Origin of the sequence: Sphingobacterium sp. BIGb0116, assembly GCF_024808035.1 — a bacterium.
Lineage (GTDB): Bacteria > Bacteroidota > Bacteroidia > Sphingobacteriales > Sphingobacteriaceae > Sphingobacterium > Sphingobacterium paramultivorum.
This window is the reverse complement of record NZ_JANUDT010000007.1, coordinates 16043-40154: the sequence shown is the minus strand read 5'-3', so window position 1 is coordinate 40154 and position 24112 is coordinate 16043. Positions and strand designations below refer to the sequence as shown.

Annotated in this window: 16 protein-coding genes and 1 pseudogene; 11 read left to right on the top strand and 6 right to left on the bottom strand. The window is 39.2% G+C overall.

The window, feature by feature from the left end:
- The first annotated feature begins 47 nt into the window (after positions 1-47).
- The 8 genes from M2419_RS16805 (at position 48) to M2419_RS16770 (ending at position 15706) form a co-directional block, all read left to right on the top strand.
- A complete protein-coding gene (locus tag M2419_RS16805) occupies positions 48-3176 on the top strand; it encodes a TonB-dependent receptor (RefSeq protein WP_259255426.1) in 3129 nt (1042 codons plus the stop codon).
- Between the two features lie 30 nt (positions 3177-3206).
- Complete coding sequence (locus tag M2419_RS16800; protein ID WP_259255425.1) at positions 3207-5285, top strand: RagB/SusD family nutrient uptake outer membrane protein; 2079 nt, start codon at positions 3207-3209, stop codon at positions 5283-5285.
- 198 nt (positions 5286-5483) lie between these two features.
- Positions 5484-6545 (top strand): glycoside hydrolase family protein, encoded by a 1062-nt coding sequence (locus M2419_RS16795; protein WP_182330709.1) that lies wholly within the window; start codon positions 5484-5486, stop codon positions 6543-6545.
- Between the two features lie 132 nt (positions 6546-6677).
- Positions 6678-8078: a glycoside hydrolase family 28 protein gene (locus M2419_RS16790; RefSeq protein WP_159727291.1), complete on the top strand. Its 1401-nt coding sequence runs from the start codon at positions 6678-6680 to the stop codon at positions 8076-8078.
- 104 nt (positions 8079-8182) lie between these two features.
- Positions 8183-11770: a DUF4450 domain-containing protein gene (locus M2419_RS16785; protein ID WP_259255424.1), complete on the top strand. Its 3588-nt coding sequence runs from the start codon at positions 8183-8185 to the stop codon at positions 11768-11770.
- A gap of 76 nt (positions 11771-11846) precedes the next feature.
- Positions 11847-14003: a hypothetical protein gene (locus tag M2419_RS16780; protein WP_259255423.1), complete on the top strand. Its 2157-nt coding sequence runs from the start codon at positions 11847-11849 to the stop codon at positions 14001-14003.
- 35 nt (positions 14004-14038) lie between these two features.
- On the top strand, positions 14039-14239 hold the full coding sequence (locus M2419_RS16775) for a glycoside hydrolase family 88 protein (protein ID WP_202883712.1): 201 nt from the start codon (positions 14039-14041) through the stop codon (positions 14237-14239).
- Positions 14240-14668: 429 nt separating this feature from the next.
- The gene (locus M2419_RS16770) at positions 14669-15706 is read left to right on the top strand and encodes a GntR family transcriptional regulator (RefSeq protein ID WP_153844223.1); all 1038 of its coding nucleotides are present in this window, start codon (positions 14669-14671) and stop codon (positions 15704-15706) included.
- Between the two features lie 197 nt (positions 15707-15903).
- On the opposite strand, the gene M2419_RS16765 is transcribed toward M2419_RS16770, so the two are convergent.
- Both M2419_RS16765 and M2419_RS16760 read right to left on the bottom strand, forming a co-directional pair.
- A complete protein-coding gene (locus M2419_RS16765) occupies positions 15904-16476 on the bottom strand; it encodes a DUF4136 domain-containing protein (RefSeq protein ID WP_153844222.1) in 573 nt (190 codons plus the stop codon).
- 284 nt (positions 16477-16760) lie between these two features.
- Complete coding sequence (locus tag M2419_RS16760) at positions 16761-18404, bottom strand: NAD+ synthase (protein ID WP_182330713.1); 1644 nt, start codon at positions 18402-18404, stop codon at positions 16761-16763.
- A 1095-nt stretch (positions 18405-19499) separates the two neighbouring features.
- On the opposite strand from M2419_RS16760, the gene M2419_RS16755 reads away from it, so the two are divergent.
- Together M2419_RS16755 and M2419_RS16750 are read left to right on the top strand one after the other, a co-directional pair.
- Entirely contained in the window at positions 19500-20252 is a 753-nt protein-coding gene (locus M2419_RS16755; protein ID WP_259255422.1) for a hypothetical protein, read from the top strand.
- A gap of 19 nt (positions 20253-20271) precedes the next feature.
- Positions 20272-21147, top strand: coding sequence for a M57 family metalloprotease (locus M2419_RS16750; RefSeq protein WP_259255421.1), 876 nt, complete (start codon positions 20272-20274; stop codon positions 21145-21147).
- Positions 21148-21309: 162 nt separating this feature from the next.
- Here the strand turns inward: M2419_RS16750 and M2419_RS16745 are convergent, their stop codons facing one another.
- The 4 genes and pseudogenes from M2419_RS16745 to M2419_RS27515 all read right to left on the bottom strand — a co-directional run bounded on the left by M2419_RS16745 (position 21310) and on the right by M2419_RS27515 (position 23065).
- Positions 21310-21903: an FKBP-type peptidyl-prolyl cis-trans isomerase gene (locus M2419_RS16745; protein WP_259255420.1), complete on the bottom strand. Its 594-nt coding sequence runs from the start codon at positions 21901-21903 to the stop codon at positions 21310-21312.
- A gap of 166 nt (positions 21904-22069) precedes the next feature.
- Positions 22070-22287: pseudogene (locus M2419_RS27520) on the bottom strand (transposase).
- 470 nt (positions 22288-22757) lie between these two features.
- A complete protein-coding gene (locus M2419_RS16735) occupies positions 22758-22961 on the bottom strand; it encodes a hypothetical protein (protein ID WP_259255418.1) in 204 nt (67 codons plus the stop codon).
- The gene (locus M2419_RS27515; RefSeq protein WP_409049514.1) at positions 22958-23065 is read right to left on the bottom strand and encodes a transposase; all 108 of its coding nucleotides are present in this window, start codon (positions 23063-23065) and stop codon (positions 22958-22960) included. The genes M2419_RS16735 and M2419_RS27515 overlap by 4 nt, the downstream gene beginning before the upstream one ends.
- A gap of 273 nt (positions 23066-23338) precedes the next feature.
- Here M2419_RS27515 and M2419_RS16730 point away from each other — a divergent pair, with 273 nt between their 5' ends.
- On the top strand, positions 23339-24109 hold the full coding sequence (locus M2419_RS16730) for a hypothetical protein (protein WP_259255417.1): 771 nt from the start codon (positions 23339-23341) through the stop codon (positions 24107-24109).
- Positions 24110-24112: the final 3 nt, after the last annotated feature.

The following is a 24112-nucleotide window of genomic DNA, read 5'->3' as shown; positions in this document are numbered from 1 at the left end:
GAAGATCAACAAGGGAAAGAATAAAATAATACCTAAATAATACTTTAATGATAAACTATTTAACAATTAGGTTTGATCATCATGTAAAGAAGTACACTTTTTTGCTGTTTATGGCGATGTTGTGTACGTTAAATTTATTTGCTCAAACTACGAGGACTGGAAAGGTAAATGATGAAAAAGGTTCACCTGTTCAAGGTGTGACAATACAGGTAAAAGGCAAAACCATGACGGTAAAGACCAATGCCGATGGGTCATTTACCATCAACGCGCTGCCATCGGATGTATTGGCCTTCAGAAGCCTTGGTTTCGAATCCCAAGAAATTTCTGTTGGTAGTCAAAATAACTTCAATATAGTTCTTGCACAAAAGGTCGATGTCATGGATGAAGTCGTGGTGGTTGGTTATGGCACGATGAAAAAGAAAGATGTGACGGGTTCAATTGCCAGTGTGGGTGAGAAAGAACTGAAGGCAATGCCTGTGAAAGATGCATTGCAGGCAATGCAGGGTAAGGTGGCTGGTGTTGATATCACTTCGAACCAACGTCCGGGAACAACAGGTAGTATAACGATAAGAGGTGTGCGATCGATCACTGCAGATCAGGGACCACTGTATGTAGTCGATGGGATGGTATTACAGGCCGGTGGCATTGACAATATTAATCCGAGTGATATAGAGACCATTGATGTCTTAAAAGATGCTTCTGCAACAGCTGTCTATGGTTCACGTGGAGCGAACGGTGTTGTTTTGGTTACGACCAAGCAGGGAAAAAAGGGGCGTTTAATGTTGAATTATGCTGGTACGGCAACGTTTGAGAAAATGTATGATGTCACAGAGTACATGGATGCTGCGGAATGGTTGGAGTACGCACGTTTAGCGAAATTCGGAACAACGACACCAGATTATGCAAAGGATTTTTCTAAATGGGGATCTGTAGCTGCCTCATGGGCAAATATTGCCAAAGGTTGGACTAGTAACAATACCGTATGGGATCCAAGCCTAGTCGGTAATTACGATTGGGCAGATCTTGGACGTAAAAATGCTTTATCTACCGAGCATACGTTAAGCGTCTCAGGTGGAGGGGAAAACTCCAAAGGTTATGGTTCTTTTGGTTATCTCAAGCAAGATGCTACACAACCCGGTCAGAAATTTAATCGCTATACCTCAAAAGTAAGTTTTGAAGCTACGCCAACAAAATGGTTTACCATGGGAGCTTCAATAAACACATTCTTCTCCGATCAAGATTATGGCTATAATTTCTCTAAATCTGTAACAGGTGCAGGTGACTATTACAGTGCTTTACGAGGTATGTTACCTTGGACAGTTCCTTATGATGACAATGGAACCTACCTGAGAAATCCTGCGGCGGGTGATATCAATATCATCAATCCAATTAATGAATTGGAATATAATACCAATCAACGTCAGACTTTTGGCGCGAATGGTAGTTTCTTTAGCCAATTGGATTTTGGACAGATTTATGAACCATTGAAAGGTTTAAAATATCGGGTGCAATTTGGACCTGAGTTTAGATATTACCGGTTGGGTTTAGCAAATGCAGCCGAGGGAATAAATGGTGATGGAAATAATGCGGTGACTTATTCAACAAACCGCAATTTAGCTTGGACTTTAGACAATTTGATCTATTACGACCGCGATTTTGGAACAGATCACCACCTTGGTGTTACTTTGCTGCAGAGTTCATCCAAGTATAATTCTGAATCAAGTAATATGAAAGCCACGGATGTGTATAGTGCTGGAGAATTATGGTATAATATTAATTCTGGAGGTTTTATCGGTAGTTGGGGAACGGGCTTATCTGAGAGACAGATGGAATCCTATATGGCTCGTGTAAATTATAGCTATAAGGATCGTTATATGTTAACTGCTTTTGTGCGTTGGGATGGATCTTCGGTATTGGCACCGGGGCATCAATGGAGCTCATTTCCTTCCGTAGCTGCATCATGGCGCATTGATCAGGAAGATTTCATGAAAGATGCACGCTTTGTCAATACACTAAAATTGCGTTTGGGAGCTGGTATTGTTGGTAATGCCGCAATTGGACCTTATCAAACGAAAGGATTATTGACGCAAAATTTTTACAACTGGAGCGCGACGAATTCAACACCAGGATATGTTGCTTCAGATCCTTCTGCTGCTAATCCGCAAAAAATGGCCAATCCCGAATTGGGCTGGGAACGTACGACCCAATATAATTTGGGTATAGATTATGGCTTTCTAAATAACCGAATCAGCGGTGCTTTAGACATGTATAAAACGAAGACGAATGATCTGTTATTGGCCATGACGCTAAACTCTATTTTAGGCTATGGGGCCACAATGGCAAATGTTGGTAAGACTTCAGGCTGGGGGATTGACCTTCAGATCAATACTGTCAATGTTAAGAATGATAACTTTCAGTGGAATACGACTTTAACTTGGTCCAAAGACAAGAATAAAATACTCGAATTGAATAACGGACGAAAAGAAGATTTAACCAATAACTGGATTGTTGGTCAGGAGATTCAAGTCCCTTATGATGTGGTTTACGATGGTATTTGGAAAACCTCAGAAGCAGAGGAGGCTAAAAAATATGGCGCTAAACCCGGACAGATCCGTGTGAAGGATATTAGTGGTCCAGATGGTGTGCCTGATGGCAAAGTAGATCGCAATTATGATAGACAAGTGTTGGGATCCTATCGTCCAAAATGGTCTGGCGGGATTATGAATACATTCACCTACAAAAACTTTGACTTATCTTTCTTTATTTTCTCGCGTTGGGGACAGACCATAAACGCTGGAGCTGCTACGTTGGATGGTCGTTATATGCAACGCAAATTGGACTACTTTATTCCGGGCGTTCATGAAGATGCTGAATATTATCAGCCAGGCTCAAATGGTGAAGCGGCAGATCCTTGGAACTCTTCCATGAATTACCGTGACGGATCATTTATCAAGCTAAGAAATGTAAGTTTAGGTTATAATTTTCCGAAAACAAAATTACAAAAACTTGGCATCAGTAATTTTAAGATTTATGCACAGATCATGAACCCGGCGATGTTGTATTCAAAAGTGGATTTTCTGGATCCAGACTTAGCAAGTTATAATAATAATACAACGCAAGCCGGCTCCTCCATCACCACAAGAGGAGCAGTGATCGGCGTGAACATAGGATTTTAAGCAGCAAAAGGATTTAAAAAATTGACTCTCATGAAAAATTATAAAATATTAGTTGCTTCAATGTTAGGTGCGGCAGGATTATTAGTATTGAACGCCTGTAGTAAAGACTTTTTGAAAGAGGAGCAGATTACCATACCGGATACAGACTATTTTAAAACTCAGGCAGGGCTAGATGATTTAGCAACAGGTGTTTACTCCAAATTGAAATTTAAATATAATTATACCTGGGGGATGGCCCTGTTCAATCTAGGTGTAGATGAGTTTACGGATGCAAATAATGCTTCCCCAAGCTTTAATAGTTATAGTATGGATCTTAATCCTGCTGAATCAACTTATGGTGGTGGAAATATTCAGCCGGTGTTTGATAATATGTATAGCGGTATCGAATCGGCCAATACCCTGATTCAAAACGTACCCTTATATTATGATAAATCCAATGCCAATTATAATACACGTCTTGGCGAGGGATACTTTATGCGGGGATATTTCTACTTACAGCTGATTGTACAGTTTGGTGGTGTCCCCCTGAAATTGACCCCGACCGAAAAGGTTGAATCCTATTTTACAAGAGCCTCAGAGGATGCCTGTTTTGCACAGGCCATAGCGGATCTTGAGCAGGCTTATACGTTGTTGCCGGCTTCGGCGACAGAATTTGGGCGTGTAACAAAATCAGCTGCAGCACACTACATTGCTAAAGCACGATTGACTCGATCGAGCGAGCTATATGCCTCTTGGAATTCAAAATATACCGCAGAAGACTTAGATGCTGTCATCAAATATGGAACGGAGGTCGTGGCGGCACATCCCCTGGTAGATGATTACGTAAAACTATGGGATTATCAAAAGGCCAATAGTGCTAACGAAAAAGTCTCGGAGGTTGTTCTGTCGGCACAGTTTTCGGACGATCAGGCAACCTGGGGACGTTATGGAAATCAGATCCATCTTTACTACCCTGCTGTTTATCAAGATTTAGGAGGAACAAGCCGCGATATCTCCGGCGACCGTGAATTCTCTTATGCACGTACCACAAATTATACGCTGGATGTATTTGACAGGGTGAATGATTCACGTTTCTGGAAATCCTTTATTACGATGTATGGTGCCAATAATACCGCTAATGCCCCTGTCTGGACTGCAGCTAATGCATCGCTTGGGCCTGAAGGAACTGTTGTTGGAACGAAGCGATTTAAAGGTGGAGAGCTGGGTATTAAATACATTGTGAACAACGCTGGCGATACACGCTACAAAGCAGTGGCCAGTGATGCAACAGGAGTTCTTAAAAATGGCGTGATGCAGAATCCGCATACTTTTGTACGTTACTTTCAGGGAGAACCTCAAGCTTGGGTGGGTCAACATGGAAATAACGGATACTTTGGTGTTCAATCACGTTATGTGGCGCTTTCGAAGTTCAGAGATGGCTATCGGGTTAGTATAGCGTCTGCCAATGGTACGCGAGATGTTGTTATGGCACGCTCGGCGGAAGATGTCTTAATGGTAGCCGAAGCCTATATCCGTAAAGGTGAAGGTCAGTACGCGAATGCAATCCAGTGGATCAATAAATTGCGCAGTCGTGCTGGCTATAAAAATGGTGAAGACCGAGCGAAGAATATCGACGGCGGACAAGCCTACAAGAATAATTCCTATGCTGTTGGAAAGGGCGGCGGCTTTTCTGCGGAAGGAGCAATCTATTGGGAAGGAAACTCATACTACGAATCCAATAATGATATTGCGAAAACTATGGCCTCTTCCGAAACACAGATGTTGATCAATTCTGTCACTGACATTTATAATTCAGCAGTTGATGCGCCAATCTACGAGAAATTGGGTGCAACAAGCAATGCACAGAAAATGATGGCATTTTTGTTGAATGAACGCACACGTGAATTGTGCGGTGAACTTTACAGATGGGAAGATTTGGCGCGCACCAAAACATTGGAAGCGAGATGGAAAGCCTTTAATGATGGTTATGTACGCGGGAATACAGTCTTTAGTCCAAATACACATTACTATCGACCGATTCCGCAATCTTTCTTGGATGCAACAACCAATGAAAGTGGTGCCGCATTGACGCCTGCAGAAAAACAGGCTATGCAAAATCCAGGCTATTAATTTTTGATGGTAATAAACGTGAACCTGACCTACCTGTTCTGAATGGAATGGGTAGGCTTTTTTTTGTCAAAATGTAAGCGATTGCAGGATAGCGCAGGATAGGGAATATTGCTGGTTTTGGTATCTTTCGGTTTGATTCTCATTACATTGGGAATCGGAATAAACCAAATTATAGATCAACGGAAGGGAAATGTTCACATGGATAGAAGAGTCTTCTTAAAATCAAATGCATTTTTGTGGGCGATGATGGTGTTACCTTTAGATACGGCAGCTAAAAAGGGTATACTGGAGTCTCCTTATTTCAAATTGAAACCGATTGGAAGATCCTTACAATTGGTAGATTACTTTATTTGGTGCTCATCTCCGATTTGGGGCGACGATGGTAAGGTTCATCTTTTTTATTCACGTTGGCGAAAGGAAAAAGGGATGGGAGGCTGGATCAAAGGTTCCGAGATAGCGCACGCAGTTGCTGATTCTCCCTATGGAACATTCCAACATAAGGATGTTGTTCTACAACCTCGGGAAGGATTTTGGGATAGTACAACCTGTCATAATCCACTGATAAAAAAGATAGCGGATACGTATTATCTTTTTTATATGGGAAATTCCAACGGAAAGACAGATACCAAAAGGATAGGTGTAGCAACGGCGAAAAACCTGGATGGACCATGGAAACGACAGGATAATCCAATCTTATTGCCTGGCGTGGAGGGGGCATGGGATGATCATTGTACCACAAATCCAGCATTTCTAAAAGGTAACGATGGTAAATTTTGGTTGTATTATAAATCTTGGAATACTGCTGAATATCTGCGGGATAAAGGTCCTGTCAGAGGAAATCGAAAGTATGGATTGGCCAAAGCTGAACATCCCTTGGGACCATATGTTAAAGTATCAGAGCATCCGGTAATTGATTTTTCTGATCGTCCGCTTAATGCACAGCTTGAAGATGCTTTCGTATGGAAACAGGATGAACAGTATTGTTTATTAGCAAGGGATATGGGGTTTTACAATCACGAAGATGGATTGATCTTAAAATCATCAGATGGCGTTAAATGGTCTGAACCGCAAGTGGCTTATCTAGGTTTATCGACCTATATTCAGGAACCGCCCCCACCAGCCAACTTGAAGCGCTTTGGCAGGCTTGAAAGACCTATGATCCTGATGGATAAAATAACGGATAAACCGCGTTTCCTTTTTGGAGCCACCCAAGGCGGAATAGCAGAAACTTCGACAGCCTTTGTATTTGAGATCGTGTGAAGAGTCTGCGATAATCGTGTTTAATTCGAGAAAATAACTGCAAAGTTTTGCTTCTGTATGTTGAAGATCGATACAAGTGAGCGGAATTTGACAGCTGATATAACAAGTATAACCAGAAACAATTATAAGCCAATGAAACAGATTTTTAGTATGCTCCTCGCAATTTTTGCATGCGTAGCAAGTCAAGGGCAACAAATAACCTGGACCAGTGCAAAGCAACCCTTAAAGGAAATTGAACAGCTTAAAAAGATTATTGTTGCTCCTACATTTAAAAAGAAAGATTATTCCATCGCTGATTTCGGTGCTATTGGAGATGGCAGGACAAAAAATACTGTAGCCTTTAGAAAAGCAATTGAAACGTGCAATAGGCAGGGTGGAGGACGTGTAATAGTCCCAAAGGGAGTCTATCTGACCGGTGCAATCTATTTGAAAAGCAACGTCAACCTTCATGTCAGCGAAGGGGCAACCGTACTCTTTAGTCGTGATAGTGCTGATTATCCGATGGTATTCACACGTTGGGAGGGCATGGAATGCATCAATTTTTCTCCTTTCATCTATGCGTACAAAGAAGAGAACATTGCCATCACAGGAAAAGGATTGTTGGATGGAAATGCCGATAATGATCATTGGTGGTATTGGTGTGGTGCCCGAAAATATGGATGGCACGAAGGCCGCCCTGGAGAACAAAAGCCTGCCCGGGCAATTTTGCATCAGCAGATGGCTGAAGAGATGGATCCGCATAAAAGAGTATTTGGCGACGGCAATTTTCTTCGCCCCAATTTTGTTCAGCCTTATTTATGCAAAAATGTCTGGATTGCTGAGGTCAAGCTGATTAATTCTCCGATGTGGAATCTTAATCCTGTCCTATGTGAAAATGTATTGATTGAAGGTGTGAAAGTGGTAAGTCATGGACCTAATAATGATGGCTGCGATCCTGAAGCAAGTAAAAATGTATGGATCAGAAATTGTTATTTTGATACCGGGGATGACTGTATTGCTATTAAATCGGGACGAGATGAAGATGGCCGCAATATTGGTCGACTTGCGGAGAATCATATCATCGAAAATTGTGAAATGAAAGATGGTCATGGCGGCGTCGTTATCGGTAGCGAAATTGCAGGCGGAGCCAGAAATATCTATGCGCTCAACAATGTCATGGACAGTCCAAATTTGGATCGGGCTCTACGGATAAAAACCAGTTCCAGCCGAGGTGGGATCATTGAGAACGTTTTTTTTTATAACACGGAAGTGGGGCAATATAAGGAAGCGGCTGTACGATTTAATATGTTTTATGAAAAACCCGGAAAATATATTCCAACGATTCGCAATATCTGGGTCGAAAACCTCCATGTTAAAGGTGGCGGAAAGTATGCCGTGCTCTCCACGGCGTACGAATCTTCACCTATAACCGATTTTACGATGGTTAATTGTAAGATTGATGGTGTAAAAGAAACGTTTAAAGTTGATTACCTCAAGAATGTCTCGCTCAAGAATGTCATTGTCAATGGAAAAGAAATCAAATCTTTCGATTAACATAACGTATAAATCGATGGAAAGTATAAACTCCAGTAACTAAGAAGTAGCTAACGGTCATTAAAAAAAACTGCAAACAGCTAATTCATGAAATAATTATTGATATGATACGAAAGTATTTGATTTTTTGCGGTTTGCTAGTTGGGGCTGTCCTGGAGATAGCTGTTGCCCAGTCAAAACATTGGAAAGATAACGACCGTGTACTGCATTATACCGAGGATAAGGGAGATTTCTTACTGGTGAATGGGCGATATCGATTTAATCGCGCTCTTTATGGTAATAACCTGGCATCCCGTGTAGAAGCAGGCGATTTACCTGAATTTGCGCTGTACATGCCGGGGATGGCAGGGAACTTACAATTTGTCCTCAGCAATAAACAGCAGCGAAAAAAAATGATTGATGCTGATCATATTGAGACAAGATATCGACCCGGAGCGATGTATTATCGCATCAAAGATGCTTTACTTGGAAATGGTTATATCGATATCGTTGTGATGGCGCAGGCCGATGCCGAAGGGATGATCGTAAAATTACAGGCGACGAATATTAAACCCGATGCACATCTTTACGCTGTCTATGGGGGAGCTAGCGGAAAAACATTCAGTAGAAATGGCGACATAGGCGCGGATCCAGAATCGGGGTTTTATCTTCTTCCTGCATATTGTGAACACAATCAATATACACTGGAAAAAAATAGTTTTGGACTTAAGTATCAAAATAAGAAAAATGAGCCCCAATTTATTCAGGGTAGTTTTTCAGGACTCTCAGGACTGCGGATGTCAGATGCTACCGTTTTGGATGATCTCGCTAATCTGACCAAAACGGAGAATAAGGGTAGTCCTATCTTTGTCGGGGAATTTATGCTGACTAAAAAATCAAGTTATATTCAAATCGCTAAAGGGAAGCGTTCTGCTGCGGAATTTTCTGAAGGCTCATTAGAAAAGATTTATGAGCTAGCGGATCAGAAAAGGGTTTCGTTGGCTAGTCGGGTTAAAATAAACACACCGGATCGATACATTAATAATTTGGGGGCAGCGCTTTCGGCAGCCGCTGATGGAATTTGGGAATCGCCTACTTTCTTGCATGGAGCTGTGGCATGGCGTATGCGTTTGAATGCCTGGCGGGGAGCTTACACCGCAGATGTATTGGGATGGCATGACAGAGCGAAAGAACATTTTTCGAGTTATGCGAATTCGCAGGTTAGAGAACCCGCTGCTGGACGGGTGGTGATGGATACAACTTTGCACTTAGCTCGACATTTGGAAAAAATGGGTACTTCTATGTTTTCAAGCGGCTACATTTCTCGGAATCCAAATAATAACACGGTACCCCATCACTACGATATGAACTTGGTATTTATCGATCAATTGTTGTCACATTTTAATTATACGGGAGATATTGCTTATATCAAAGAGATGTGGCCAACGCTGACTCGGCATCTCAACTGGGAAAAGCGAAATTTCGATCGAGACAATGATGGCTTATACGATGCGTATTGTGCAATCTGGGCAAGTGATGGTTTACAATATTCCGGTGGCGCGGTCACGCACACAACCGCCTATATGTACCGTGCCAATCAAATGATGGCCAAACTCGCAAAGGTAATAGGTGAGGATGCGACGCCCTACCAACAAGAAGCAAATAAGATTCAAAAAGCGCTAAAAGATCGACTTTGGCTGCAAAAGAAAGGTCATTTTGCCGAGTTCCAGGATGCGCTTGGCAATCAGCTTATACACGAAAATGCTGGTTTGTGGACCATTTATCATGCCGCAGACGCTGCTATTCTAGATGATTTTGAAAGCTACCAAAATCTCCAATATGTAACTAATTATTTGCCAAAGATTCCTATTCATGTCAAAGGACAGGAACAGCATGACCTGTATACATTGCCGACGACGACATGGCAGCCTTACACTTGGTCGGTCAATAATGTTGCTTTGGCAGAGAATCTACAGACAGCATTGGCCTATTGGCAATCTGGTCGGGCGGATGATGCCTATCAGCTCTGGAAAAGTAACCTCATGGAAAGTATGTATCATGGGATCAGTCCCGCCAACTTTCAGCAGCTTTCCCACTATGATGCATTTAGAGGCGAATTATACCGTGATTTTGCCGATCCAATTGGTGTAGCATCTCGTACATTAGTCGAAGGATTATTTGGCGTGCATCCACATCTACTGGACAAACAATTGTTTATTAAACCTGGTTTCCCATCGACATGGAATTTTGCACAGATTGAAATGCCGGAATGGAGTTATACGTACAAGAAAACTAAAACTGCTATTACATTTCAGATTAACACGCGTTATGCGATGCCCGTAAAACTTGCTTTGGAAGTTCCCGTAGATTTTACCCAGGTGAGTGCTGTTAAAGTCAATGGAAAAGAAGTCAAGTGGTCATTAAAATCTTCCGCTATAAATGGGGCATGTATTGTTGTTGAATCTGAAGCTAAGCGGAATTTCGACATCACGATAATGGGGGATGGTAAACTCGAAAAGATGGATACCAAAAATGTGGAGCAAGTATTCACCGATCAATGGGCTTTTCCCTTACCTGCTAACACCCAATTGTTGGAAAGCTACGATCCTCAAGGAATTATCCAAAAGAAAGCCGGTCACAAATTTTCTTTTGTCCAGCATGAGCGGGTAGGAACCTTTTTCGTGAAGCTTCAACAGGGAGCTATGGTTTGGTGGCAGGCAGTTGATATTCGATTATTGCCGCCATTAAAAGCAACTATTGTAAAAAAACAGGTTAGTTATGATCTAGTTGTAGAAAACCGTTCTGCTCAGCCACAACAACTGGCAATTGATCATCAGGATTTTCAAACAGCCTTCAGCTTGAGATCAGGAGAAATAAAGAAATTGGAACTTCCCATCAATATCTTTTCAAAGGGAACAAATAGCGTTAATCTGGTTGTGGGAACTTATCGCCAAACAGTAGATTATATCGATTGGAATATCGATGATAAACCTGATTTTTTAGCGGAAAATTTATCGAGTTATTACAATGCGCGTTTGACGGATATCTTCCAACAGAAATATCTTTCGCCAAGACCGGAAGGGCCAACCTTGCAGCTGCCTTGGCAGGGAATAGGCAATTGGTGTTATCCATTGACGACGGCAAATATTGACGACAGGGGAATCATGAAAAAAGGCAAGCAAGGGGATCTAATATACCTTGGTATTCCGTTTCAGCTAAAAAATGACTCCAAAAATGTGGTCTTTGTCAGTCAGTGGGATAATTATCCAAAAAGCGTCAAAATACCTTTAGCCGGCCAGGCCAGCAAAATGTATCTCTTGGTCGCCGGTTCTACAAATCCGATGCAATCCCAGCTTATCAACGCCAAGATTAAGGTCAATTATACTGATGGAACTTTTGATACGCTAGATCTCATCAATCCTATTAACTGGTGGCCTATCGAACAGGATTACCTCGATGATAATCACGCTTTTGAACTCCCCGATGAACGAATTCCTTACCGAATCAGTCTGAAGTCTGGAGAGCTTTATAAGGGCGGAACCTGGAGTCGTTATACCGATATCAAGGGGTATAGCAATCGTGCCATTGATGGTGGAGCAGCTTCATTATTGGATTTGCCTCTAAACAATAAAAAGAAACTTCAATCAGTAGAGCTTATTGCCGTAGCAAACGATGCGGTCATCGGTCTGATAGGTCTCACTTTAATGCGATAGATAAATTGAGAATGTACTCCGAAATTTCCGGAGGAATCTTGAACACGAATATAGTATGCATAAAAATCCAATATAGATGAAAAAGAAGTTTAGTATTATTTTCACTTTCCTTGTAAGTGTCCTAAGTCCTATGTTGGTCCTAGCTCAACAAGGAACCAAAATTAATCGGGAAAATGTCGTTAAAAGGCACAATGTTTCCAATCATACCATGGATACATTAGCTTCGCTCACAGTTGGTAATGGTGCCTTTGCCTATACGGTCGATGCTACAGGAATGCAGTCTTTCCCCATTTATTATAAAAATGGGGTTTCCTTGGGAACACAGTCAGAGTGGGGATGGGATTCCTTCCCCAATACAAAGAACTATAAATTCGAAGAAACATTAAAATCCTACGACTTTAACAACGAAGGGCGGAACGCGCAATATAGTATCCAATTGAAAGAACCGGAACGCAATGCAGAAGCTGTAAACTATTTTAGGGAAAATAAACACCGTCTGCAATTGGGTAATGTGGGCTTGGAACTTTATTTGAAAAACGGGCAACGGGCAACTGCACAGCATATCCAGGCTATTCGACAGGAGCTGAACCTTTGGACGGGTATTATCACAAGTGAATTTCAAATTGAAGGAGAACCTGTTTCTGTAAAAACCACATCGTATCAAGGCAGTGACCGCGTTGCAGTACATGTCGCTTCGCCATTGATTGCACAGCAAAGGCTGAAAATATTTGTACACTATCCTTACCCAAGCGGAAAATTTTTGGATGAAGGTACCAACTATGATCAGGTGAATGATCATAAAACAACGATCGTAGCTCAATCTGCAAATGTTGCAGTGATAAATCATCAGTTGCAGGGAGCCAGTTACTTTACACAATTGGATTACTCACAGGGAACTTTAAAAAATACGGCTTCACACTATTTTGTGTACCAACCAGCTCCTGAGGTCAAAGAGTTTGATTTTTCATTTGCATTTGCGCCCACAAACAACTTTGATAGGAAGAGGATCCAGTATATTGATGCAGCAGGTGAAAGTGCAAGGTCCTGGAAGCATTTTTGGGAAAGTGGTGCTGCGGTTGACTTTGCAGGTAGCACAGATCCAAGAGCCAATGAGTTGGAACGAAGAGTTGTACTCTCTCAATATCTGACAAAAGTACAATGCGGAGGAAGTAATCCACCCCAAGAAACAGGTCTTACTTTTAATAGTTGGTATGGAAAGCCACATACGGAAATGCATTGGTGGCATGCTGTGCATTTTGCATTATGGGGACGTCCTGAAATTATGGAAAAAACATTGGATTATTATTTTAGGACCTTTGAAAAAGCGAGAGAACTCGCAAAACGACAGGGCTATCAAGGGGTTAGATGGATCAAAATGTCCGATAATGAAGGGAATGAAAGCCCCTCATCTGTAGCTGCATTTTTAGTTTGGCAACAGCCACATATTATCTATATGACCGAATTGGCCTATCGGGACAAAAAGGATCTCGCTGTCTTAAAAAAATATAAGGATCTCGTATTTGCCACAGCTGATTTCATGGCCGACTTTGCACATTATGATCAGGCAACGGGTCGCTATAATGTAGGCAAGGGAGTTATTCCTGCACAAGAAGTTTTCAAGGCTTCCGAGACGATGAACCCGACGTATGAGGTCGCCTATTGGGATTGGGCACTTCGTATAGCGCAACAATGGAAGGAGCGTCTGGGAGAACCAAGAGCGACCAAATGGGATCAAGTTATTGAAAAACTGGCCCCCTTACCAAGTAAGGACAGCGTCTACTTGGCCACTGAAACTGCTCCCGATTCTTATACATACGATCGTTGGATGACGGACCATCCCGCGGTACTCGGTGCATTAGGGATGGTTCCTGAATCACCGAAGCTAAATAAAGCGGTGATGAAAAACACACTGGATGTCGTTTGGGAGAAATGGCATTGGGAAAAGACTTGGGGGTGGGATTTTCCCATGACGGCCATGAATGCTGCTCGTCTGAATCTTCCCAATAAAGCGCTGGATGCATTATTTATGAATGTCCAAACCAATACCTATCTCAAAAATGGACATAATTATCAAGATGGACGCCTGCGGATCTATTTACCAGGCAATGGTGGTGTGCTCACGACCGTAGCGATGATGCTTGAAGGGTGGGACGCTTCCAACAGTGATTTACCAGGGTTCCCAAAAGATGGCTCATGGGTTATAAAAAAAGAAGGATTTAAAAAAATGCCCTAATATGATGAAGAAAATAATATTACTATTGCTTTTGGGTGGAAAAGGGATGGAACGCAATTTCTAAAGAATCACTGCAACCGAACGGATTTTTGGGATATGTGCAATCGACAGGAAAAGAGCCCAAAGATGGCCAGCCTGTTACTGTTGATAAAGTTTCAGATTTTGAAGATTATGGGCTTGGTTGCTTCCTCCTGGCTGGAACTGAAATATATAAACTTGTAGAAAGCTCTATGTAATGTTGGATTTGATGAGTTGATTGAAAACATGAAATAAAAACAAAGGCGCATTTCAATTTGAATTGCGCCTTTGTTATTCAGATGCTTGTTGCTGACTAATATGCAGAATTGTTCTTTAAGCAACGTAATCAGTATTTGTGCAATATTTAAATATACACCTTCATCCTACACAGAAGAGGAACATTAAATTGAACTGTCCATTGAAAAATAACATACAGTGCAGGATGATGAAATCGGACACATTTTATAGTATTGTAATAACCAATATAGCTTATTACGTTGGAGAACGAATCCGTGAAAATGATGCTAAGGCGACAGGTCCTTTTATTATGAGATGCATAGAGGCTGGGTTTTGAAAAGCGAGTTTTAAGTGTTTTTTTAAAATATTTATAAACAAATCGTTAATTTTATAATTAATAAAATCTAACAATGACCAATTCCGTAAATCAATTTTTAAAAACTTTAGAAATTAGCGATTTTTCTGCCACACCTAAGTATTTGCAATTGGCAAATACGATTATCGATGCTGTTAAAAATGAGACATTGGTCAGAGATGATATGCTCCCTTCTATTAATGAGTTGAGTGCATATTTGGAAATATCACGTGACACTGTCGAAAAAGCGTACCGTTATCTTAAGAAAAATGAAATTATAGCATCTAATCCTGGAAAGGGGTATTATGTAAACAAAACGGATGTCGAGTCCAAACTTAAGATAGCACTCTTTCTAAACAAACTAAGTGCCCATAAAAAAATAGTATACGATTCCTTTGCAAAAGAGCTGAGTGATTATGCCAACCTGGATCTATTTGTATACAATTCAGATCTATCGTATCTGAATACATTGTTGGGAAGCTTAACGAAAACATATGACCACTATGTTCTATTCCCCCATTTTAAAGAGGGAAGGGACAAAGCGCCAGATATCATCCGTAAGATTCCGGCAGAGAAACTCATGTTATTGGGTAAATTCATCGAAGATGTGCCCGGAGATTTTCCTGCAGTCTATGAAAATTACGAACATGATATTTATTCCGCATTGGAGGAAGCTAATGAAGTGTTGAGTAAGTACAAAAACTTAAAACTTGTATTTCCTGATTATAGTGATTTTCCAAAAGCCATTATCAAGGGGTTTTATAAGTTTTGCCAGCAATATGCATTTGAACACGAGCTCGTATCCGATATTGATGAAGAGAAAGTAGCGAAAGGAACATGTTACATCAATATTATCGAAGATGATCTGGTAAAATTGTTGAACAAGGTTATTCAGAAAAAACTCGTTATAGGAAAAGATGTTGGTATCATATCCTATAATGAAACTCCATTGAAAAAGTTTATCCTGAATGGTATTACAACAATATCAACTGACTTTGAAATGATGGGAAGAATGGCTGCTGAGTTGATTATCAATAAATCTAAAGATCGGGTTGAAGTGCCTTTCTACTTAAAACTAAGACCTTCTGTTTAGTCTTAATGGGTACCTCTGTCAAGGTACAAATGATCATGAAGCTGATTAGTTCTTTATGTTTCCGCAGGCGAGCGGGCGGTAGTGAATGGAAAAGACGATTCTTTTACTCGAGGAACAGGCTAATAGAAAAAGCAAAAGGCTGATCTACTTAAATAAATCAGCCTTTTGCTTGTGTATGTTGCTTTTGAAAACTTCGTTTATTTCTTTATTGTTTTTACAGGGAACAAGTCAATAACACCTTTTGCAACCTTGCTGATGTTATTAATTGCTTTTTCTGGATTGTCAACATCGCCAGAACCACGTGCCTGCCAGATCACTGCGTTTGTTTTACGATCGATGGCTTCGATAATCAAATGGCCATAACGATAGCGTTCTTTTGCAACTGGGTAATAACCGCCGCCATAGTAATATGGTGAAAACCATGGGCGGTACCAGCCCCAGGGGCCACCCCAGCCGTAATAACCGCCGCCACCATAGACCAAACGGCTTTTATTGTTGACAATGGTAATATACCGAAATAGTAAATCAGGATTATCTTTAGAATATTGTAGGCCCTTTGCCTCCAGCGCAGTATTCGCGGCATCCAGGATATTGGCTTTGGCGATATCGTTGTCAAAATAAGACTTCGAAAGCGAGTCTACCGGAGGTAACCAAGCATACGTCTTGAAAGGAGTAAAATCCATCTTTTCTACCCGAGTGGTATTGTATTGATAAGACGAACATGATGCGAGTGCAACGCAAAGCACCAAAAATAATAGAATCTTTTTCATCGTAGTAATTTATTTATCAACTGTGATGAATCTACCATGAGTATTTTGGCGCCGCATTGGACAACCGCACTCATGATGGTTCATGGCCTATATGGAACTTATATTTATTTAACTAATTTGTTTTTATTCTTTATCCGCATACCTTTCAATTGTAAAAATAGTACAGTTGACGGTCTTCATGGCAATTGTTTTTTTACCGTCTCGGATGTTACCATCCTTTTTGATTTTACAATCTATTACTTTAGACAAAAAACTATAAATATGGTTTAATCCGAATTGTAAAATTAATAGGGATATTTTGCCACCAACGGAATCTGCCTTCCTGGACCAAAAGCTTTTGGACTAATACGCAGGATAGGCGGAGCTTGAAAACGTTTGAATTCCGCATTATTAACCAATTTACATACCCTTTCTACTAACGATTTTTCAAAGCCCATTGCTACAACCTCAGATCCCGCTTTCTCATTTTCGATAAGTTCAAAGAGGATTTGATCCAATAGATCGTATTCCGGTAGCGAGTCCGAATCTTTTTGATCTGGTCGAAGTTCCGCAGAGGGCGCTTTTTCAATGGTATTGACTGGAATGATCTCCCTTTCTCGATTGATATAGCGCGCTAAATCGTAGGCTTTGGATTTATAAACATCACCGATTACAGAGATGGAACCTGCCATATCACCATAGAGTGTACCATATCCTACAGCAGCCTCACTTTTGTTGGATGTATTGAGTAAAATATTGCCGAATTTATTGGAAGCAGCCATCAGAATTACCGCACGTGCGCGCGCTTGAATATTCTCTTCAGTCGTATCTGGCTGCAGCCCTTCAAAAAGGGGAGCTAAACTATGTTCGAAGGCATTGGCGATATCTTTGATCGGAACAATATAATGTTTGCAACCGGTATTGTTGACGAGATCCATCGCATCTTTTATCGAATGGTCGGAAGAGTAAACCGATGGCATCAGAATAGCTAATACATTATCTGCACCCAGAGCCTCGCAGGCCAAAGCAGCAACTAAGGCCGAATCTAGCCCACCGGACAGACCTAAAACCGCCTTCTTGAAACCAGATTTTTGAAAATAATCACGTAGCCCAAGGATCAATGCATCATGTATAAGAGCCATCTCAGCTATAGACTCTTTCGAAGAAGCTGTGGTGGAGGTGATATTTTGTTGATAATAGGTGACAAATTGAAGATCTTCTTCAAAGCTTTTTAGTTCAGCAATTTTTGTTCCTTCATTATTCAGGGCGATTGAACGACCGTCAAAGATAATATCCATGTGAGCGCCAATTTGATTGACATAAATTAGCGGTCTGCCAGACTTTGTTACCTGTTGGCTGAGAACCTTGATCCGTTCATCAAAATGGGTATAGGAAAAAGGGGATGCCGCAATGTTGATGAGGAGGTCTGGATTTTCTTTTCTCAACTCTGCCATGGGGTCACCAACATATGAATTGCCCCCTTCGTCATCATCCCACAAATCTTCACATATGGTTAAGGCAATTTTTACGCCGTTCAACTCGATACAATCAAAACGTCTGCTGGGCTCAAAATAACGATATTCATCAAATACATCATAATCGGGCAAAAGGCCTTTTTTAACAATGTTTCGGACTGCCCCGTGCTCAATAAATACAGCGGTATTATAAAGCTCTTTGCCCTCAGGATCACTATTTTTGACGGGTGCTCCGATGATACAGGCGATATCCTGACAATGAGCAGCGATTTGATGAATAGCTTCATCACATTGATGTTTAAAGGCCTTACTTCGCAAAAGATCCTTGGCAGGATAACCACCGATCGCGAGTTCGGAAAAAATAATAAGATCGGCTGCTGCTTCTTTGGCCTGTTGGATCGCGCTAATTATTTTTTTAGTATTTGCTTCAAAATTACCGATATGGTAATTCAATTGTGCTAAAGCTATTTTCATATGCTATTAATCGTCTAACTAAATAAGATACCAATTGATGTCGGATCTTCTCACAAATTTATTTCTTTTTTTTGATACTCAGCCCGCACTTATGCGAATAAAAGCGCTAAATTATCTTCCGACCAATTGATGGATATCTATTACCAAGTTCGGCCTGTAAGTAGAGTGAAAGCATAGTTGGTCCATGTTGAGTCCACCTTTTGAGCTGCTATCGTTGTAGATGTATGTTTTTTACAACGCGGGACGGTATTGAATGTGCTAAATTGTTTTAACATAATTTTAACAACGTTAAATGCTGTTAAATTTCTTGACATGAAAGCAGATCTGTAGTACCTTTGATATATCAAAAGAAACGAAAGATATTTAAAAATAATATATAAAGAACTTTTCATAATTTAGGTTAATAATTGGTTAGGTAAAGCTCGGAGTTCCCCACTTCGAGCTTTTATTTTTTCTAGAAACCTGTTTCAAGTTGTGTTTCAATTTCCTTCTTTTTTTAATTTAAAGTGTTGTCTTTGGATCATACCATTGCCGCACAACAGAGATTTTTTTGTTACGTAAGTATAGCTCCTTCCCTTTTTTCTCTTTTATTTTTTTGCGGGGAATTAGGATCTGATTGTGATCAAATTAACTCTTTCGACAGTACTTGTTCAGTGATCGTTCAGTGCTTGTTCAGTGATCGCTCAGTGTAGACTGAATGACCAGTGACTGATCACTGTTTAAGAATTGATTGAAAATTGTTATTAGGTATAAAGGGATATGAAAATATCTTGATCTTATGTTTTCTCGGTTCTTTATTAACTATTTCATTGTAGTTTGTTTAATTATATTTATTTGCTATTTTTTTTTGTATTTAGTATGTGAATATGAAATTATTTGGCATTTTAATGTTTTAATATTTTTTATTGTTTTTATGTTAAAATTGTGTTTTTGGTGTTTTTTTATAATTATCATTGCATTTTTTATTTTAACATAGTAATGAGAGGTGTTGTTGTTAGGTGTACAAATTTGATATTGTGCTTTATTTGCTCGATAACTTTTGTTCGTTCTCAGGAAAATAAACTCAAGATGATGTTTGCGCCAAATATTGGATTAATGAATAGTAAAGTTAATTGGGCAATATCTGGTGATGAAAATGGACAGAATCCAAATTATTTGTCGGAATTAAAATGGAATAATTATAGTATCCAAACAGGAATTATCTCAAAAGTAAATTATGGAAATTTGGGGCTGGGCTTAAATTATTCTCATGCTGATTCAAAATACGGTAAAGCTGTAGATACAGATTTTTTAGGAGATGATAGAACGAACATTAATTACCAAGAGAAATTTTCAAGTAAAAATAGCTCCTATTATAAATGTGGTATAACGCCAGAATTCCGCTTAAGACATAATTGGATTGTCTCTATGGCATATAACCATATAAAATCTAAAAACCTTTTAAATCACGATACTAATTTCAGTACGTATACATTTGTGCAAGATTTATTACTGGTAGGTTTTAGTTGGCGGTATATCCGTAAGAAAATTATCTGGGAAATTGGCGGTGATTTTATATCAGGTAAATATTTAGCAGATGGAGATTGGAAGTTGAGAACTGATTTAGCCCATCCTGTAAGTTTTTCTCATAAAATGGATATATATGGAGGTAACTTTTCCACCGGCCTTGAGTATGCTATAGGCGAGTCGGTTGGTGTACGGTTGGATTATAATTTAAATTATATATATGGTAATGATGGTAAAGATAAGATGTACTATTCCAATAACTATTCTGTTGATACCAGGTTAAAATATACTGAAGTAATTTATAATTCCATATCGACAGCTATTGTATATAAGTTAAAATAAATAAACTACAATAATAATTATGAAAAAAGTCAATTTAGTATTATTAGCACTGTGTGCGCTAAGTTGTTCAAGGGAAAGTGTTGAGCAAAAAGTTACACAAGATGAAAATGTAGTATCGCTTATTAATAAATTGGGACTTGATAGCAATTCCATTATTATAAAAGGCGATTCTATTTTTGTTGAAGGAGATATACTTCTTTTTAAATCCAAGTTACTAAAAACTTCTCCTAGACAAGCTACGTTTTTTCAAGGTCGATATAATTTAGTTGGTAATGCTAATGACAATATTGGAGGTAATATCAAGTATTATATTTCACCGAATTTAGTGGATCACAACTCTGTGCAATCTGCATTGGAAGAATTTCAAAATGTAAGTGCAAATGTTCCTGCTGGATTTCCTGTGGGAAGCGTTCAATATGTTAAAAATAATATTTCAGTCAGTAAAGTGGAGGATCCAAATCAGGCAAGTATAATAATTGAAGAATATTCGGGGGCTGTTGGCGAGTATGGATATTCTGAACTTCCTACTTACATTTCATCATCGAGCGTTTTAGTTTGGCCGAGATTAGTTGTTGCAAGCAAAATTCATGTAAATTCTTTGTATTGGAGTAATTTAAGCTCTGCCCAGAGGAAGTTCTTAGTTGCACACGAGTTTGGGCATGCCATTGGACTGAGACATACTGATTGGAGAGGACGTGGTGAGGGCGGTAATACTGTTGTAAATGGTGTTGCTGTTGGTGCGTATACTGTAACTAATACAAATAACACTTCTAATAATCCTGATCCGGGTTCTATTTTTAATGGTGGGCAATCTGGTGTGCCTAATTGGAATGGATTTACATACAATGATATAAGGGCTGTTTTTTATACTACATCTGGAACAATTATCCAATAATTTTACCTTATTTTCTATATGTTGTATAGGGGATTAATAAATAAAAACCAATAAAATTTAAAGATTTTATTGGTTTTTATTAAAAAGAAATTTGACGATCAAATGTTTGATCTTGAAACATTCAAAAACTTAGGTTTTATGAAATTTCGTCAAACTTTTTTTCTATTTTATGTCTGTCACTTCAATCACAAAGTCTAAGGGAGAGTTTACTGGAATTGTCCCTACCGCTTGATCTCGATAGCAATATAAGGAAGGCGCCATTATGTGGATTTTACTGCCTTTTTGTAGGCCTTTCTCTGTTAATCCACCTAGTTTCATGTCCCCGATTTTTTGAGGAGCAAAAGCAAAGGTCCAAGCAGGAATGTATCTAGTGTAAAATGGATATTGATAACCAGTGTTAGTTAGGATTTCAAATTCCTGAGGAGTATCTTTTTGATCGAATACACTTCCGTTTAACAATCTGCCTATATATTTTACAGATACTTTAGCTTTGAGGTATTTGCCATCCAACGTGTCAATCACTTTATATTCATAATTTCCTGTACCTTCTGCTAGAATTTCATACCAAATTCCTGTTTCGCTATTGTACTGCGCATCAGGGTAATTTTGGCTAATATAATTTTTAAGTGTGACAGAATCCGTCTTAAATTGTGCTGACGCATCATAAACAGGAGCATCGTCGTTTTTGTTACAGCTGATAATAAGGAAAGCGATTGCTGCAATTCCCATAAATAGTGGTGATGACAGTTTTTTCATTATATTTTTTATTGGTTTTTCAAGGAAAAGCTATTTTCTTTATGAATATAGCTTTGCAAATGTATATTATTTTTTCTTCGTTAAAGGTTTTCGGTATAACAATTAACATTTTGATACAGTAATTAACATTTCAAGTTTCAAGCTTGTTGTTTTGGACTTTTCTAATTTACGTTAATAATTGATTTATTTGTTGTTGGTGTCGAATATTTTTTGATAATTCCGTTGGTGTGAGATTCCCAAGCCCTTCATGCGGTCTTTTGTTATTATATTCATCCGTCCATGCTGGGTATGTTCTCTTGTTTCTGAAAAATTGAAAAATAAATAAGCATCCAAAATTTCTTTGCGAAAACTTCGGTTGAACCGTTCGATATAACAGTTTTGCATAGGCTTGCCGGGTTGGATAAATTTAATAACAATGCCTTGATCTTTACACAAGAGCTCAAGATGATGAATGGTGAATTCAGTGACATTATCTACCCGCAGACATGGCGGCCTGCCCCGCCAGCCTATGCTTTGTTTCAATGTCCGGGTTTCCCTTAAAGTAGAAATAGATGTAGCTATTTCGACATACAATATCTCTCGGGAGCATCACCTATCGCATTAAAAGTTCTAAGTCTGTTTCCGTTTACTAAATTATCGCTCATAAAGTCCACGCTCCATTTTGGTTAATTCTGACCAGTTATTCCAGAGGCTTTTTCTCCCGAGCAGGTATGCGAAGATTGCCACGCTTCTTTTTGTTTATATTAAGTATCTTATATACCCGATTAGCTTTTTTATGATTCCAAGGTTTCCGCACTCTGCGCAGACAGGCGTAAAGTTTTCGGAATCCATGTACAGGATGTTTGGTGGTCAGATCATACAATTCGGGGTAACAAACTGTCATTTTTCTTACTAATATAGTAATATTGTGAACGGTACATATGTGTCAATTTGCAGGACACGGTAACACTCAGACCGGGATCTAGGTCAATCTCCTGGGTTAAATATTTTGCTGCCGGAGTTCCAGCCTTTTTTAGGATAAAATGGTTCATACTGAGCTCGATAAATATCTTTTTCAAGCGTGTATTTTTTCTTTGAGTTTCTTTAGTCGTTTAACATCGGAGGCTTCCATACTACCGTAAAGGCTCTTCCAGTTATAAAATGTAGTCTTATCGACCTCCAGTTCTCAACAGATATCTTTGGTCTATCTGCCTCCTGCGCTCTCTTTGAGTGCTCTCACAATCAAGCTTTCGGTAAAATGTGTTTTTTTTATCATATTGCTTAAATCTAAACATTTATGCTTGGTTTTAAGCTTATTTATTTTTATTTCTTTTTAGTTGTGTAAAAATATTGAATTAATTTAGTTGTTAAATTTTGAAATAACGTTGTATTTTTTAAGTGTTTTGATTTTATTTATTTTTTTTATTATATGTGTTAATATTTAATTTATTTTTATTTGATTTTAGTTTTATTATTAATGTATATGTTTTATATTTGCACTGCTAGCGATAAATTTTATATTTTATTAATTATGAAAAAGAACATTTTATTTATTTGTGCGTTTATCTTGTTTACCATGGCAACATTTGCACAAAGCCCTTTACCGGTGGTGTCGACTCCATCCGATATTTTTTTATCTTACTTTGATATAGATAGAGATGATTTTAAGGCAACTCGAATTTTGGACGCTAAAATTGGTGCTGACGGTAATTGGTATTGTCTTGTAGAGCTCGAGGCTCCTCGGATTGGAAATCGTGTTAGTGGATCTATCGTAGATGGTCCATATTTGATTCCCGGTGGAGGGCTTTACATTCGCGCAGCGAGTATTGGTCCTACTAATGTTGCTCCTAATTGGTACAAATCAGTAGATAACAATTCGCATTATAACCCTAATACAGTGTCTCCAAATGAGATTGTAGAATTTAAATCTTATTCTAGATATGCTCCTACGGGAAAAGAAGGTGCTTTTATGTGGTTTAAGGCTACATATCTTTCTCCTACGGAGGTGGGTATATATTATGATGGTCAAAATATAACGCCTTCTAATTCAGGTTCTATGTTTGAGGTAATTTATACAGCGGCAGTTACTGTTAAAACCGGTACATGGCCTTTTCAGAAAATTAAGGCAATGCCATGGTATGTACAAATGTCTAAAAGTCCTTTAAGCCCGCCTTTTACTCTAGGTCCTTGGCTTGTTATCAATTTAAAGATTAAACGGCCAAATTAGGTT